General features: G+C 70.6%; 15 protein-coding genes. 8 read left to right on the top strand and 7 right to left on the bottom strand.

Annotated elements, in window-relative coordinates:
* Nucleotides 1–3: 3 nt before the first annotated feature.
* Nucleotides 4–1,017 carry a heavy metal-binding domain-containing protein gene (locus tag C8E83_RS11235; protein WP_147430157.1) on the bottom strand — a complete coding sequence of 338 codons (1,014 nt, stop codon included), beginning with the start codon at nucleotides 1,015–1,017 and terminating at the stop codon, nucleotides 4–6.
* Nucleotides 1,018–1,084: 67 nt separating this feature from the next.
* Nucleotides 1,085–2,476: a (R)-1-hydroxy-2-aminoethylphosphonate ammonia-lyase gene (gene pbfA / locus C8E83_RS11230; protein WP_211331689.1), complete on the bottom strand. Its 1,392-nt coding sequence runs from the start codon at nucleotides 2,474–2,476 to the stop codon at nucleotides 1,085–1,087.
* 93 nt (nucleotides 2,477–2,569) lie between these two features.
* Between pbfA and C8E83_RS11225 the strand changes: the two genes are divergently transcribed.
* The 6 genes from C8E83_RS11225 (at nucleotide 2,570) to C8E83_RS11200 (ending at nucleotide 7,386) form a co-directional block, all read left to right on the top strand.
* Nucleotides 2,570–3,016, top strand: coding sequence for a GtrA family protein (locus C8E83_RS11225; protein ID WP_121369971.1), 447 nt, complete (start codon nucleotides 2,570–2,572; stop codon nucleotides 3,014–3,016).
* A 59-nt stretch (nucleotides 3,017–3,075) separates the two neighbouring features.
* Nucleotides 3,076–4,350 carry a GAF domain-containing protein gene (locus C8E83_RS11220; protein WP_121369970.1) on the top strand — a complete coding sequence of 425 codons (1,275 nt, stop codon included), beginning with the start codon at nucleotides 3,076–3,078 and terminating at the stop codon, nucleotides 4,348–4,350.
* A 47-nt stretch (nucleotides 4,351–4,397) separates the two neighbouring features.
* Nucleotides 4,398–5,996 (top strand): WXG100-like domain-containing protein, encoded by a 1,599-nt coding sequence (locus C8E83_RS11215; RefSeq protein ID WP_147430156.1) that lies wholly within the window; start codon nucleotides 4,398–4,400, stop codon nucleotides 5,994–5,996.
* Nucleotides 5,993–6,334, top strand: coding sequence for a hypothetical protein (locus C8E83_RS11210; RefSeq protein ID WP_147430155.1), 342 nt, complete (start codon nucleotides 5,993–5,995; stop codon nucleotides 6,332–6,334). The genes C8E83_RS11215 and C8E83_RS11210 overlap by 4 nt, the downstream gene beginning before the upstream one ends.
* 15 nt (nucleotides 6,335–6,349) lie before the next feature.
* The gene (locus C8E83_RS11205) at nucleotides 6,350–6,715 is read left to right on the top strand and encodes a hypothetical protein (RefSeq protein WP_121369967.1); all 366 of its coding nucleotides are present in this window, start codon (nucleotides 6,350–6,352) and stop codon (nucleotides 6,713–6,715) included.
* Between the two features lie 83 nt (nucleotides 6,716–6,798).
* On the top strand, nucleotides 6,799–7,386 hold the full coding sequence (locus C8E83_RS11200; protein ID WP_121369966.1) for a GNAT family N-acetyltransferase: 588 nt from the start codon (nucleotides 6,799–6,801) through the stop codon (nucleotides 7,384–7,386).
* Nucleotides 7,387–7,411: 25 nt separating this feature from the next.
* Here C8E83_RS11200 and C8E83_RS11195 read toward each other — a convergent pair whose 3' ends face one another.
* The 4 genes from C8E83_RS11195 to C8E83_RS11180 form a co-directional block, all read right to left on the bottom strand.
* Nucleotides 7,412–8,380 carry an epimerase gene (locus C8E83_RS11195; protein WP_121369965.1) on the bottom strand — a complete coding sequence of 323 codons (969 nt, stop codon included), beginning with the start codon at nucleotides 8,378–8,380 and terminating at the stop codon, nucleotides 7,412–7,414.
* On the bottom strand, nucleotides 8,377–9,018 hold the full coding sequence (locus C8E83_RS11190; RefSeq protein ID WP_245981609.1) for a DUF4166 domain-containing protein: 642 nt from the start codon (nucleotides 9,016–9,018) through the stop codon (nucleotides 8,377–8,379). The genes C8E83_RS11195 and C8E83_RS11190 overlap by 4 nt, the downstream gene beginning before the upstream one ends.
* Nucleotides 9,019–9,110: 92 nt before the next feature.
* On the bottom strand, nucleotides 9,111–9,299 hold the full coding sequence (locus tag C8E83_RS11185) for a YegP family protein (protein ID WP_121369964.1): 189 nt from the start codon (nucleotides 9,297–9,299) through the stop codon (nucleotides 9,111–9,113).
* A 44-nt stretch (nucleotides 9,300–9,343) separates the two neighbouring features.
* Complete coding sequence (locus C8E83_RS11180; RefSeq protein WP_121369963.1) at nucleotides 9,344–9,751, bottom strand: transposase; 408 nt, start codon at nucleotides 9,749–9,751, stop codon at nucleotides 9,344–9,346.
* Nucleotides 9,752–9,991: 240 nt separating this feature from the next.
* On the opposite strand from C8E83_RS11180, the gene C8E83_RS11175 reads away from it, so the two are divergent.
* Nucleotides 9,992–13,798 carry an AAA family ATPase gene (locus C8E83_RS11175; RefSeq protein WP_245981960.1) on the top strand — a complete coding sequence of 1,269 codons (3,807 nt, stop codon included), beginning with the start codon at nucleotides 9,992–9,994 and terminating at the stop codon, nucleotides 13,796–13,798.
* Complete coding sequence (locus C8E83_RS11170; RefSeq protein WP_147430154.1) at nucleotides 13,782–14,033, top strand: hypothetical protein; 252 nt, start codon at nucleotides 13,782–13,784, stop codon at nucleotides 14,031–14,033. Before C8E83_RS11175 ends, C8E83_RS11170 begins: the two co-directional genes overlap by 17 nt.
* A gap of 101 nt (nucleotides 14,034–14,134) precedes the next feature.
* Here C8E83_RS11170 and mscL read toward each other — a convergent pair whose 3' ends face one another.
* Entirely contained in the window at nucleotides 14,135–14,638 is a 504-nt protein-coding gene (mscL, locus tag C8E83_RS11165) for a large conductance mechanosensitive channel protein MscL (RefSeq protein WP_121369961.1), read from the bottom strand.
* Nucleotides 14,639–14,715 lie beyond the last annotated feature (77 nt).

The raw sequence follows: 14,715 nt of genomic DNA, 5'->3' as shown, positions 1-14,715 counted from the left end.
TCGTCACCGGTAGCGTCGGGTGCGGACGCCCGGGTCGCTGAGCGGCAGGACGGTCGTGACGGCCGCCGACCCCGGCCGATCGCGGGTGCGGAAGGCCCGCATCGGGCCGGGCACGAGGATTGTGCCGATGAACACGGCCTCGGCGTGCAGGTCGATCTCCTCTCCGCAGGGGGTCTCGAACTCGGTGACGTCGGTGTTCGTGATGACGAGGTCGGCTCCTGCGCCCCCGTCGCGTCGCGCCCGGGCGACGAGCTGGTTGCGGGCGTCGTGCCGGGCGGCGTTGACGAGGAGCGTGAGACCCTCGATCTCCTGGTTGCCCGCCCAGGACGAGCGCTGCTGCTTGAGCACGTAGTCCTCGTGCTTCGTCGCGACGGAGAGCCCGAGAGCCATCTCGCTCGGCTGGAAGCCAGAGTGGATCGCGCTGGCGCAGTCCTCGGCGGAGAGGTTCGCGTACCAGACCGTGCCCTCCCGCGGGCGGGCGACGAGGGACGTGTCGACGCTGCGGACAGCCGTGCCGATCGCGGCGAACTCGTAGGCGGACTGGTCGATCCTCACGCGCGAGACCTTCACGCCGACGACTCCCTCGGCGCCCAGGGCGAGGGCCTCGGCGAGCATGCGCTGGATCGCGCCGTGCCAGCCGTGCTCGAACGCCTTCACGTAGGGCGCGAAGCCTGCGTATCCGCCGTGGTCGCCCGACGTGGTGACGGGGGTCTGGTAGTTCATCATGTTGCCGCCGAACAGGCCGCCGGCGGCGAAACCGCCGCCGCCATTGAAGCCACCACCGCCGAAGCCGCCCGCGCCGCCGCGGCCGTACATCCCGTAGAAGTTGCAGCCCGTGCCCGACCAACCGAGGTTCATCACGAGCGAGCCGAAGACCTCACCGATCGGCACCAGTCCCGCGCTCTTCGCCGCTGCCGCCGCAGGTGCCGAGAACAGCGAGCCGGCCGTGCCGCTCGCCCGCTGTCGGGCCACTCGATCGTGCGCCGCCGGGGGCAGCCCGTTCGTCCATCCGCTCACGAGTGTCATCCAACACCGCCCAGCCTGTGGGCACCAGAGAGCCGAAACGCCTACAGGGACCCCGCAGCTAGAGCGCCTCGACCAGCGCCTCCTCGAGGATGTCGAGCGCGCGATCGAGCTCGTCGTCGGGGATCGTCAGCGCCGGCGCGAGCGTCAGCACGTTGCCCATCGTCGTCTTGAAGCTGAGGCCGCGGCGGAGGCAGCCGTAGAGGACGGCCTCGGCCAGGTCGGCATTGGGACGCTGCGTGCCCGGCTCGACCAGGTCAACGCCCAGCATGAGCCCTCGCCCGCGGGTGTCGCCGATGACGTCGTGGCGCGACTGGAGATCGCGCAGGCGTGACAGCGCGTGCGCGCCCTTGCGGGCCGAATCTTCGACGAGGCCCTCGTCGTCGAGGATCTCGATGGTGGTGAGGCCCGCCCGCGACATCATCGGGTTCTTCTCGTGCGTGTAGTGGCCGAGAGCCCAGTCGCCGGCGACATCGAGCTCGGCACGGGCCAGCACGGCGGCGACCGGCAGCGCGCCGCCGCCGAGGCCCTTGCCCCAGACGAGCATGTCGGGCACGACGCTCTCGTGCGTCGACGCCGAGAACTCGCCGGTGCGGCCGAGACCCGTCGGGATCTCGTCGAAGATCAGCAGCGTCCCGGTCTCGTCGCAGCTCCGACGCACCGCCTGCCAGAAGCCGGGCGCGGCCATCTGCGGCACGGCTCGCATGGGCTCGGCGATGACGGCGGCGACGTCGCCCTGGACCTTCAGGGTGTAGTCGATCAGCTGCGCCAGCGCTTTTCCGCAGGAGGCGTCGTGCGGCTCCTGCGACCCGTGGCCCGAGCCGAGCATGTCTCGATAGCAGCCGATCGGGGGCACGTGCTCGGTGCCCGAGAGGAGGGGCGAGAGCGGCCCGCCGCGGAACATCTGCTCGCCGCCGACGCTCGACGCGCCGAAGCCGGCGCCGTGGAACGACTCCCAGAACGACAGCGTCCTGTGGCGGCCCGTCGCCACGCGGGCGAGCTTGAGGGCCACCTCGACGGCATCCGATCCGCCAGTGGTGAGCAGGACCCGATCGAGCCCCGTCCCGTCCGCCTCTCGCGGCGCATGCTCGACCAGCGACTCGGCGAAACGCACGCTCACATCGCTGGTGAACCGCCTCGGCACGAACGGCAGCTCACGCAGCTGCGCCTCGAGCGCCGCCACGAGGCGCGGGTGGCCGTAGCCGATCTGATGCGCCGAGTTGCCGTGGAAGTCGAGGTAGCGGGTGCCGTCGGAGGCGTAGAGGTAGGGGCCGTCGGCGCCGACGATGCTCGTCAGGCACGGGGTCGACACCGACTGCTTGAGGTAGACGGCGGCGTCGCGGTCGAGGAGGTCGCGGTCGGCGGGCGTCCGCTCGGCGTCCCAGGCCTGGCGGCGGGTGCCGGTGTTGGTGTCGCTCTCGCTCTGCTTCGGTTGCAGGGGTTTCGGTTGCACGGCGCGGACCGTAGCACCCGGTGGTGTCCTGTTCGTGTCGCCCCGATACGATGCCGGAATGAAGAGCGGTCACGAGCAGAGGGCAGGGCGGCGATGATCCGCCTTGCGCGCCGGCTGCTGGCCGACGAACGGTTCCGCTTCCTCCTGGTGGGCGGGTTCAACACCGTGTTCGGTTACGCGCTCTTCGCCGCGTTCGAGCTCACGATCGGGCACACCATCGGCTACCTCGGCAGCCTGTACGCCTCGTACGCCATCTCGACGGTCGTCGCGTTCGTGCTGCATCGGCGCTTCACTTTCAGGGCGCAGGATTCGGGGAACGTCGTCGTCGACTTCCTGCGATTCTGCGGCGTCTACGTCGTGTCGCTCGCGATCAACTCCGTGATCCTGCCCCTGCTGGTCGAGGTCGCGCACTGGCAGCCCCTGGTCGCTCAGGCCGTGACAGTGGTCGTGACCACGCTGATCAGCTACTTCGGCCACAAGTTCTTCTCGTTCCGGCGGCGGCCCGCGCCGGTGCCCGGCGCCGACCCGGGTGTCCGCTGAAGGGCGGACTCCCCTTGTGGGGCTGTCCGACGGCTGTCGCCCGCGGCCACACTCGTAGCGTGCCCTCCCTGCTGCATCATCTGGTCCTGCCGATCCTCCGCTCGAAGTACGAGTCGATTGGCGGGCGTCTCGGCGTGCCGCGCCCGGACGACGCGCCGCAGTCGCACGCGCCCGGGGTCGATCCCGACCGGATCCTGGTGTTCGGCAACGGCGCCGCCGTCGGCTGGGGCGTCCGCAGCCACGACCTCGCTCTGCCCGGGCAGATCGCCCGCCGCCTCTCCGCGCTCACCGGTCGCGGGGTCGACGTCGACGCCGTCGCCGACCCGCTCATGACGATCCGCACCGCGGCGGCCGCCGTGCCGACCGAACGACTCTCGGACTACGACGCGATCGTCGTCATCGTCGGCGTCAGCGACGCGCTCCGTCTCACCTCGGCGGCCGCGTGGCGGCGTGGCGTCCTCGAGCTCCTGGACGTCATCGACGCCCACGCGCACCCCGGCACCGAGATCGTGATCGTGGGCATCCACCGGCCCAGCGCCATCAGCGTCTTCTCGGTCCGCGAAGCGGGCGTCGTCGACCGTCACGCCGCACGCCTCGACGACATCACGCGCATGATCTGCGACGCGCGGAAGCGGACGCACTTCGTCGAGCCGCCGATCCTGCCCGCCGAGTCGACCGCCGCCAGTGCCGTGCCCGAGGCCGCCGTCAGTGCGTCCGAGGCGGTCGCACGGAGTCGTGCACGCAAGGGGTTCGCCCTGTGGGCCGACGCCCACGCCCTCCTGCTCGCGCCGCTCCTCGACCAGCACGTCGGCCGCGGCACGGCGGCGCGCGACCGCCGCCACCGCCCGCAGAGCCTCGAGATGCGCATGGACGCGATACGCGCGCTGGGGCTGCTCGACTCGCCTCCCGAGAAGCGCTTCGACGACATCACCGAGCGCGCCCGCGTGCTGCTCGGCACGGCCGGTGCGGCCTTCTCGATCGTCGACGAGGACCGCCTCTACAACAAGTCGTACTCGGGCGTCGGCCGCACCGAGGTGCCTCTGCGCGGGGCGATGTGCTCGGTCACGATCCAGTCGGGCCGGCCGTTCGTCGTGCCCGACGTCTGGAAGGACGACCGCTTCGTCACCCACCCGTCCGTCCGCTTCTACGCCGGCCACCCGGTCGAGTCGCCCGACGGCGTCCGTATCGGCGCCCTCTGCGTGACCGACCCCGAGCCGCGCTCGGCCGACAGCGTCGATCTCGTGCTGCTGCGCGAGCTCGCCCTGTCGGTGCAGCGCGAGCTGGCCATGGGGCCGGTCGAGCCGCTCGAGTCGACCGACGAGGTCGCCGCCTGACCCTTGCCGGTATGCGCGTCTGACATTCCACACGCTAGTATGGGTGGGTGCTTCTCGATGTCGACCCCGCAGCGTTCGTGTCGGCTGCCGGTCGGGCTACGGGTGCAGGAGCAGCGGTCACGTCTGCTCGGGGCAAACTTCTGGCCGCTCTGGCGTCCTGCGGGGCGATGGCCGGAACGGACCCGGCGGGGGTGTCGTGGGCGGCGTCGTACGACGCTGCCGCCGCGCAGGCGGTGCGGCTGGCGGACGCGTGCGTCGACGCTTTGGGGCATGTCGCCGCGGGGCTTGCCGTCACGGGGCTGAACTACGCCACCGTCGAGCATCTGAACTCGGGCGGGACGGGGTTCGCGCCCGGGCATTCTCTGCCAGTCCTGCCGGCGCCCTTGTGTTCTGCCCCGCCGGTCTCGGCTGCGGGGTCGGGCGGGCTGCCGTCCCTGCCGGGGTTTTCGCTCGTCGCGGGTCTGATCGGTGGCCTATGGCCAGACGGGTCGCCCGCGCGCCTTCGGGAGGCCGCCGACGCATGGTCGGCGTTCGCCGACGCCGTCGGGGCGGTGCAGGTGGTCGCGGTGTCGGACGCGCTCGCCGACGAGCGGACACCCGAGATGCCCCGGATCCTGGAGAAGGTGTCGGCCGCGGGTGCCGCCGTGCGAACGTTGGAGGGCGAGGCGCGATCTCTTGCGGCGGCGTGCCGATCCTGCGCCGATCACATCGACGACGTGCACCGGCAGACCCTGGCCGTGCTGAACGAGCTGGGTGAGCAGGTCGCCGCGACCGCCGCCGTCGGCATCGCCCTCACCCTCGTCACCGCGGGCGCGTCGGATCTCGCCGCCGGCGGTGCCGCCGCGGGCGAAGTCGGCCTGGCGGCGTCGCGGATCCTCGGGTTCATCCGCACCATGACCCCGCTCGTCATTCGGGTCACGGACGACGTCGCGATCACCGCGACGACTCTGAGTCGCGCGACGGGGTTCGCGCGGGAGATCACCGTCCGCCTGTCGACGGTCGCGGGGCGGACCGTGAACACCGCCGTCACCGGCGCCGCGACGAACGTCGCGATCGGGGCGATCACCGACCCGTCTTCGCTCACCGACGCCGACACCGTCGCGTCCGAGGCCGCCTGGGGCGCCTTAGGCGGCGCCGCCCTCTCCGCCGTCGCGCACGGCGGCGACATGGCGATCACCGCGATCGACCGATACCGGTTCTGGCACGGCCCCGACCGCCCCGTCATCGTCCCCGGGCGCACCGTCACGATCCCGCGCCGCCTCTTCAACGACACCTACACGCGAGGCGCGCACCAGATGACCGAAACGCAGGGCATGCTAGGGAAATACGTGCCGAACAGCCCCGACAGCTACATCGCCCGAGCCGGCACCGACCACGCCTACTTCGACATGGGCAGCGACTGGAACATGATGAAAGCCTTCCTCCATCTGACCGACGAGGACATGTTCAACGTGTACAACACCAAGTTCCTCGACGAACTCATCGCCGACGGGCGACCGTTCCGATTCAGTCACAACCCCGAGCTGTATTCACGCTCGGCTCTATTCAAAGAACTGACGTATCTCAAAGCGCATGGATACAGGTTCGATGCCAGAACGATGACAGCTAAACCCGCTATGCCCGGTATCAACAAGGGGACTCGATGACAAAGCACATGACAGTTGACGACCTCTACGACCTCGTCGAGGAACATCTGGGTGCGATCGGATCGGACTTCTCATACGACTCGGCTGACCAGTCAGTGACCTGTGTCCTCTTCGAAACCTTCGAGTTGGAGTGCGGCCTCGAAGAACCCCATGGCACATTCGGAGCCACGATCCTCCTCGGGCGTCACCGCGGTGCCTCGACATTCCTGGGCAAGCCGATCTCACTGAATTCAGATCCCGCCTCGATCCGGGCCAGCCTGGACCAGATCGTCGACTGGTGCCGCTTGCACCTCACCGACAAGTTCCTCGCCGCGTTCGACGCGGCGCACCAAAGATGACGGGATCGCCCTCGCATGGACTTCGATGAGTTCTACAACCTCGTCTTCGACCACTTCGAAGCGAGGGCCTCCTCTCAGTCGATCGATTCCGATGAACAGCGTCTGTCATGCCTCCTCTACGAGACTTTCGAGGTGGTTTGCTCCCTCGATCTGCAATATGGGACGTTCCATGCCGCGATCGTCGTCTCTGAGAATCAGGCGACCAGCACCTTCTTCGGACGCAACGTGTCGCCCGACGCCAACAGGGACTCGATCAGGCGGGGGCTCGAGGTCATCGACGAGTGGTGTCGGCTGCACCTGCCGACCGAGTTCGTCCGAAGATTCGAGCAAGGCATCACCACGAGACCGAAGCAATCTCCCCTGTACTCCACCGTGTCCTAGGAGCGCAGCGCGGGAGCCGCAGGGTCCTGTCAAGGTCGGCCGTCGCACCGCCCCGCACGCCACACACGCGATAGCGTCGAGCCATGCCCTGGGACGACATGGACACCGCGACCGCGTACGCGCGCGGACTCCTGCACGGCGAGCGCGTAGGCCTGCGCGTCACGACGGAGGACGACCTCGACCGCCTCGCCGAGTGGTGGGTCGACGACGAGCTCGCCGTCTTCCAGCAGCTCTCGATCCGCCCGCGCGGCCGCGACGCGATCAAGGAGATCATGCGCGGCTGGATCACCAACGACACGGGCTCCGGCGTCGGCTTCAGCATCTGCGACGAGTCCGGCGCCCTCCTCGGCCATGCGACCCTCTTCGGCGCGACACTGCCGCTGCGGCTCGCGACGTTCGCCATCATGCTCGGCCCGAACGCGACCGGCCACGGCTACGGCTCCGAGGCGACCAGGATGCTGATCCGCTACGGCTTCGAAGAACTCGGCCTGAACAAGATCGAGCTCCACGTCTGGGCGTACAACACGCGCGCCATCCGCGCCTACGAGAAGGCCGGGTTCGTCCGCGAGGGCGTCCGGCGGGCCGCGGCGTTCCACGAGGGCGTCTTCCACGACGAGGTGTTCATGGGGATCGTGGCGGCGGACTGGTTCGCCGCGCAGAGCTCCCGCTGATCCTGCGCCCTCGGTGTCGAGGCCGCTAGGCCCGCGTGCGGCGCTCGTCGACGATCGACTTCAGCGCCATGTCGAGGTACGGGTACGAGAACTCGTAGCCGGCCGCCGTGAGCCTCTCGGGCACCACCCACCGGCTCTTCAGTACCAGCTCGACCTCGGTGCGGATCGCCGCCGAGCCGACCTCGAGCATCCACCGCCAGGCAGGCAGCCCGAAGCGGACGCCGAGGGCGTGCCGCAGGTCGCGCATCATCGTGCGGTTGTCGCTGGGGTTCGGGGAGGCGAGGTTGACGATGCCGTCGATCTCGTCGTGCTCCTGCAGGAAGAGGATGCTGCCGAGAACGTCGTCGACGTGGATCCAGCTGAACTTCTGTCGCCCGCCCCGCGCGCCGAACGCGTGGTACGTCCCGGCGTCGAGTCGCGCCGCCGACGCCGGCCAGGGCCCGTCGAGCTGCGGGCCGCCGAGGCCGAACCGGGCGAGGTTCATGAGCGGCACCAGCGCGCTGCCGTCACCGAGCACGATCGCCATTCGCAGGGCGACCTTGCGTGTCCCGGGCGTCGGCGCGGCGAAGAACGCCTCCTCCCACGTCGTCGCGATCGACACCGAGAAGCCCGTGCCGATCTCGCCCGTCGACTCGGTCTGCGGGCGGTCTTCGGCGTGGCGGTAGATCGTCGCCGTCGAGGAGTTGAGCCAGAGGCGCGGGGGAGTGGCCGCCCTCGAGATGGCGTCGCCCAGCTCCTGCGTGGTCTCGATGCGCGACCGCAGGATCTCGCGCCGGTTCGCCTCGCCGTACCGGCAGTTCACGCTCTTGCCGGCGAGGTTGATCACCATGTCGGCACCGTCGACGAGACGCGCGATGCCCGACGTGTCGCCCCAGCGGGCGTCGGGCCCGTGTCGCCCGATGAGGCTGACGCGGGCACCCCGGGCGCGGAACGCGTCGGCGAGGTAGCTGCCGATGAAGCCCGAGGCCCCGGCGATGACGATGTGCTCGGTCATGATTCCCCCTCGGAGACGACTGATGCGGTGTCGGGCTCGATTCGGTAGGTGAAGAAGCCCGAGTACTCATAGATCCTGCCGATCACCGGCATGCTGAGCGTGATCGACACGTGCTGACGCTCGCGGTCGCCGTCGAACCGCTCCGTCAGCCGCACGACCGGGGCGAGGGGGCGCAGGATCGGCAGCACCCACGCCCCCAGCCGCACCCCCACCCCCGTCGACCGCAGCACGAGCGCGCCACCGCGCACGTCGGCGCCGAACGAGGCCTGCACCAGCCTCCCCGGCCCGAGCCGGTCGACGAGCCGCCAGTCGCCGTGGGGCCCGCGATTGTCGGCCGCGATCTCGTCGACCATCGCGCGGTCGCCGCCCGACAGGTGGAAGGTGCGCCGCGCGCTCACCGCCGCGTCGCCCTCGTGGGTCCGTGTCGGACGGTTCTCGACGTCGAACGCCACGCCGTGCGCCCAGGCGGGGAACGCGATGCCCTCGCGCCCGAGCACCGCGAGGATCGGCCAGAGCCAACGGCGGGGCGTGCCGACCACGTCGAAGACGCCGTGGCCGCGGCCTACATGACCGGCCGGGATCGCACCGAAGTACGCCCCGAGGCGCTCGTGGAGGTCGTCGAGCGCCGCGCCGAGCACGACCTCGTACGGCGACCTCGCGCCCGCAGCCGCAGCCGTAGCCGTAGCCGCGGCCGCTTGCGCCGCGGCCGGCCGCGCGCCCGCAGCCGCGCTCAGGACTCGGTCGTCTGGTCGTCGAGCGTGGCGCCCTCGGCCACGGTCCGCACCGAGTCGATGCCGTTCAGGGCGGACCCCTTCGTGGCGTACATCTGGCTGGTGGCGATCACCTGCCCGTTGGTCGCCAGCAGGTTGAAGTGGAACTTGCCCGACTCCGACTTCGTCAGCACGAACTTGCCCGGCATGGTGTGTCCCCTCGATCGATGGTGGTGCTGCGGGTGATGGGTGGTCAGTCGTCGAGCAGGACGGCGAGGGCGCTCTTGAGGGCCTCGCGGTCGCGGCGGAGCTTCGCGACCTCGGCCTCGAGCTCGGCGACGCGCGAGCCGGTCGAACCGGCGCCGACACCGGAGGAGATCGCAGGAGCAGCCGACCGCCCGCTCGCCCGACGCGCAGGCGCGGCCTCCGCAGCCGCCGGGGCGGCGGGAGCGCTCTCGGTCACGGGCTCGGGCGCGGCCTCGGGCTCGTTCGCCTTCTCGTACTGCCGGATCCAGCTGCGGAGCGACTGCTCGCCGACGTCGAACTGCTCGGCCGTCTCACGGATGATGCTGCGGTTGCCCGGCTCGGCCTCGCGGCGCTCCAGCACACGTGCCAACGAGGCTTCTCGCGTCTCGGGCGTGTACTTCTGTTCGAACGGCATATGTGCTCCTTGATGTCATGCATTCGGGTGCGGGCCGGGTTATATACGGAGAGTATGCACGATGCGAGCCCACGCTGTCGTCGCGATGCATCGAACGGCCCCGGTCGACGACGCCGCGGCCCCGGTTCGCCGAGAAAACCGCCCGTCCTCCCAGCATTCGGGCGAGTGACGCCGTAGGGTCGAAGGGTGTGGCGAGTGGATGATCAGCAGGGTGACGGCGACGGCGAGCGCTCCGGCGTGATGTCCCCCCTGCCCGCGACCGCGACACAGCCCCACACCCTGAGTCTCGGCGACCCGAACGTCACCGTCGGCAACGTCGCGCAGCCCGTCTGGGACGCCTGGCGGGCCCGACTGGCCGAGGTCGGCGGGGTCTCGACGCTGCTGCACTTCCGCGACGCGCCCCGCACCCGCATCGAGCTGTCGACGACCCATCCGGGCGGCCTGGCGCAGTTCATCACGGGCAAGACGACCCTCCTGTCGAGCCTGATCCGCGACGACCTCGCCCTCCGGTCGGCGCGCCTGGCGGCCGGCGAGATCGCCGCCAAGGGGCTCGAGCTCTCGACGGTCCGCGGCATCGACGCCGTGCATCTCGCCATCGGCATGGCGCAGTGGGCCCACGCCGGCGAGACCTACCGGGCGCCTCTGCTCCTGCGCCCCCTCGCCATCCGCAGGCACGGGCGTGACTTCGAGGTCAAGCTGCTCGGCCGGCCCTCGCTCAACCCGGCGCTCGCCGACGCCCTCCGCGACCAGTTCGGCATCTCGCTCGACGCCTCCGCGTTCGTCGCGCTCGCCGACCGTGAGGGGTCGTTCACGCCCAATCCGGTGATCGACCGCCTGCGCGGCCTCACCGCGCACATCGACGGCTTCACCGTGCAGCCGAGGCTCATCGTCTCGACCTTCGCCGAGGTGTCCGCCGCCATGGTCGACGACGCCCGCGACCTCACCCACCCGGTGCTCGACGCCCTGGCGGGCAACCCGTCGGCGGCGCAGCAGATCCGCTCCTCCTACCGGCCCGTCTCGGCCACCCCGCAGGACGAACGGAGCCCCGAGACCGACGTGCTGCTGCTCGACGCCGACACCGAGCAGGAGAACGTGGTCGCGCAGATCACGGCGGGCAACTCCGTCGTCGTGAAGACGCTCCCGGGCACCGGCGGCACGCAGACCATCGTCAACACCATCGGCACGCTGGTCGGCCAGAACAAGCGCGTTCTCGTCGTGAGCGCCCGCCGTGCCACACTCGGGGCCATCGGCGCCCGGCTCACCGAGGTCGGCCTGCCCGGCGTCGCGGTGTCGCCGGCGACACTTCGCCGCGACGTCATCCGCGCGATCGGGCGCAACGAGAAGGCGAAGCAGCCGAGCATGGCCGAGGTCGACGACGCCCTCGTCCGCCTCCGTCGCGTGCTCGTCGACTACCGCGGCGCTCTCAGCCGCCGCGACCCGGCTCTCGGCGTCTCGGTGCTCGACTGCCTCACCGAGCTCGCCCGCCTCGCCCTCCTCCCTGCCTCGCCCGCGACGACCGCGCGGCTCAGCCGGCACAGCGTCGAGTCGATGGTGGAGGGCCGTGGCCGCGTCGCCGAGACGATGGTCAACGCCGCCAACCTGGGCGAGTTCCGCTACGGCCCGGGCGACTCGCCCTGGTACGGCGCGCGCTTCGACGACGGGGCCGGCGGCAGCCTCACCGCCGGTCAGGCGCATCAGCTCGCCAAGAACCTCTTCCACCGCGACGTGCCGCACCTGCTCGAGCGCGCCAACGAGGTCGTCGGCTCGACCCGGATGCGCCCGTTCGTGAGCATCCGCGAGCTCGGCATCTACCTGACCCTCCTCGCCGACATCCAGGACACCCTCGACAAGTTCCTCCCGGTGGTCTTCGACCGGTCGGTCTCCGAACTCGTCGACGCCACGTCGAACCGTCGCGACATCGACATGTCGAGCGCGAACCGCCGCCGCCTCAAGAAGCTCGCCCGCGAGTACGTCCGGCCCGGCATGCACGTGCCCGACCTCCACGAGGCCCTGACCCGCGTCCAGCAGCAGCGGATCCTCTGGCAGCGCTACGTGGCCGCGGGCACGCCGCCCGAGGTTCCGACCGGTGTCGCCGACGCGGTGAGCCTGCACCGCCAGGTCGCCGACGACCTCGCGCAGCTCGACCGCCCCCTGGGTCTCTCGGGCGACGACCTCCTGGCGGAGATCGGCACCGACGAGCTCCTCCAGAAGCTCGAGGTCCTCGCGGCCGAGAGCGACGTGCTGAACAACCTGCAAGAGCGCACCGAGCTCATGACGACCCTCCGCGACCTCGAGCTGTCGCCGCTCATCACCGACCTCGCCAACCGCCACGTGCCCGAGGCGCAGGTCGCCGCCGAGCTCGAGCTGGCCTGGTGGCGTTCGGCGCTCGAATCGCTCCTCGAGGCCGACCGCGCCCTCCTCGGTGCGAACACGACGATGCTCGACCGGCTCGAGGCCGACTTCCGTCTCGTCGACGAGGCGCACGCCGCGGGCAGCGCCCAGTCGCTGGGGTGGCAGCTCGCCGAGAACTGGAAGATCGGCCTCGTCGACTGGCCCGAGGAGGCCACGCAGCTCAAGCAGCTCCTGCGCCACGACCACGTCACCGCGCGACACCTTCAAGACGCCGCACCGCATCTGTCGCGGGCCATCGCGCCGGTCTGGGTGGCCTCGCCGTACGAGGTGCACAGGATCGCCGACACGGTCCCGTTCGACACTGTCATCCTCGTCGACGCCGGCGCGACCACCCTCGCCGAGAACATCGGTGCGATCCGCCGCGGCAAGCAGACGGTGGCGTTCGGCGATCCGGTGACCGAGACGCCCTCCGACTTCTCCATCGCCATCGCGCCGTTCGTCGACGACGCCCCGTCGGTCCGCTCGCGCGCGGGCCTCGGGTCGGGCCGGAGCGACTCCGACTTCGACGACTCCGGCGATGCCGCCGCGAAGGGCGAGATGGCCACCGCCGAGACGCGCCTCGCCGAGCTCCACGAGCAGAGCGCCCTGGCGCAGCTGTCGACCCTCCTGCCGACGCTGTCGCTCACGCGCAGCTACCGGGCCGGCGGCGAAGACCTCGCCGAACTCGTCAACCGCCGGTTCTACGGCGGCCGCATCGAGTCGCTGCCCTGGGCGGGATCCTTCCTCGGCCACGGCAGCATCTCGCTCGACTACGTCTCGGGCGGAACGGCGATCCCCGACCCCGAGTCGGGTGCCGTCGAGAGCGTCGACGCCGAGGTCGACCGTGTCGTCGCCCTCGTGCTCGAGCACGCCCGGACTCGCCCCACCGAGTCGCTCATGGTCATCACCGCCAGCGCCAAGCACGCGATCCGCGTCCAGCAGGCCCTGCTCTCGGCGGTCTCCGGCCATAAGGACCTCACCGAGTTCGTCGTCGGCGACCGCCGCGAGCCGTTCATGATCGCCACGCTCGAGCAGTCCGTTGCGCAGAGCCGCGACCACGTGATCTTCTCGATCGGCTACGGGCGCACGCCGCACGGGCGCGTGCTCAGCGACTTCGGGTCGCTCGGCCAGCCGGGCGGCGAGCGGCTCCTGGCCGTCGCCATGACCCGGGCCCGCCGGTCGATGATCATCGTCACCTGCTTCCAGCCGAGCGACATCGACGCCGACCGCATGGGTCACGGAACCGTGGCGCTCGCCGAGATCCTCAGCGAGGTGCAGGTGCGCACCTCGGCCGAGCACGTCCCCGACGACAGCGACCCCATGCTCGTCGACCTGGCGCGCCGCCTCGAGGCGAAGGGCATCCCCGTCGCCCTCGGCCACCGCGGCAAGCTCGGTCTGGTGTGCGCGAACGACGGCGTTTGCGTCACGATCGAGACCGACTCGACGCTGGTGTCGTCGAGCCTGCGCGAGTCGCTCCGCGAGCGGCCCGAGATCCTGCGCCGCCTCGGCTGGCACTACGTGCGCGTGCACGCGTTCCAGCTCTTCACCGACCCCGACGCGGTCGCGCAGCGCATCTCCGACGTCCTCGGGCTCGGCCTGCACGCTCCCGCCGAGACCCCGGTCATGCCGGCGCGCCAGCATGTCAACTCCCGCTGACGACTCCTCGCCCGTGACACCGCCCTCCTCCGGCACCGAGGGGGCGCAGGATCCCGCCGGTCACCTCATCGAGGCGACGCCCGCCGCGGCCCCCGAGGTCCGCCGCCGCGGCCGCAGAGTCACCACGGCCCCGGCTCCGGGCACCGACCCCGAGCCCGCCGCGGGGGACCGCCGCACCGACTCGCGCGACAACGACCAGCGTCTCAAGGCCGACCGGCCGCCGCACTGGGGCTGACCCGTCCGGCCTTCCCCAAGCGACAAAACGCGACACCTGCGACGCACTGGAGCGTCGCAGGTGTCGCGTTTTGTCGCGGAGGACCGCGGAAGACCGCGAGGTCAGGCGGAGGGCATCCCGGGGACGCCGGTCGTGCCCGTCGCCGTGGGCGGGGCGACCTCCGCCGCGTGCGACCCGCCCGTGCTGTTGAGCGACGAGTTCTGAGCGCGGAGCAGGTCGCGGATCTCGCTGAGCAGCTCGACGTCGGTCGGCGGGACCTCCTCGGGCGTGCCCTCGGTCTCCTGCTGCTTCTTGAACGCGCTCTTGAGCAGGTGGTTGATGGGCAGCACCAGGCAGAAGTAGACCACCGCCGCGATGATGATGAAGTTGATCGCCGCGCCGATGACCGCGCCGAACATGAGCTTGGCGTGACCGCCCGATGCCGTCGGAATCGAGACGATCAGGGTCTTGTCGAGCATCGACGCGTTGAAGATCGCGCCGATCAGCGGGTTGAAGATGTTCGTCACGAGCGACGTGACGATGGCGGTGAACGCAGCACCGATGACGACCGCGACGGCCAGATCGATGACGTTGCCGCGCAGAATGAACTCTTTGAAGCCCTTCACGGTGTGCTCCTTCGGGTCGAGGTCGGACCCTTGGAGCGTATCGGGATCAGCGAGAAAAGGTCGAGATCCCGACGGGC

The sequence above is a fragment of the Frondihabitans australicus genome, from assembly GCF_003634555.1.
GTDB lineage: Bacteria > Actinomycetota > Actinomycetes > Actinomycetales > Microbacteriaceae > Frondihabitans > Frondihabitans australicus.
The sequence above is the reverse complement of the archived record's forward strand: the minus strand, read 5'-3'. Positions and strand labels throughout refer to the sequence as shown.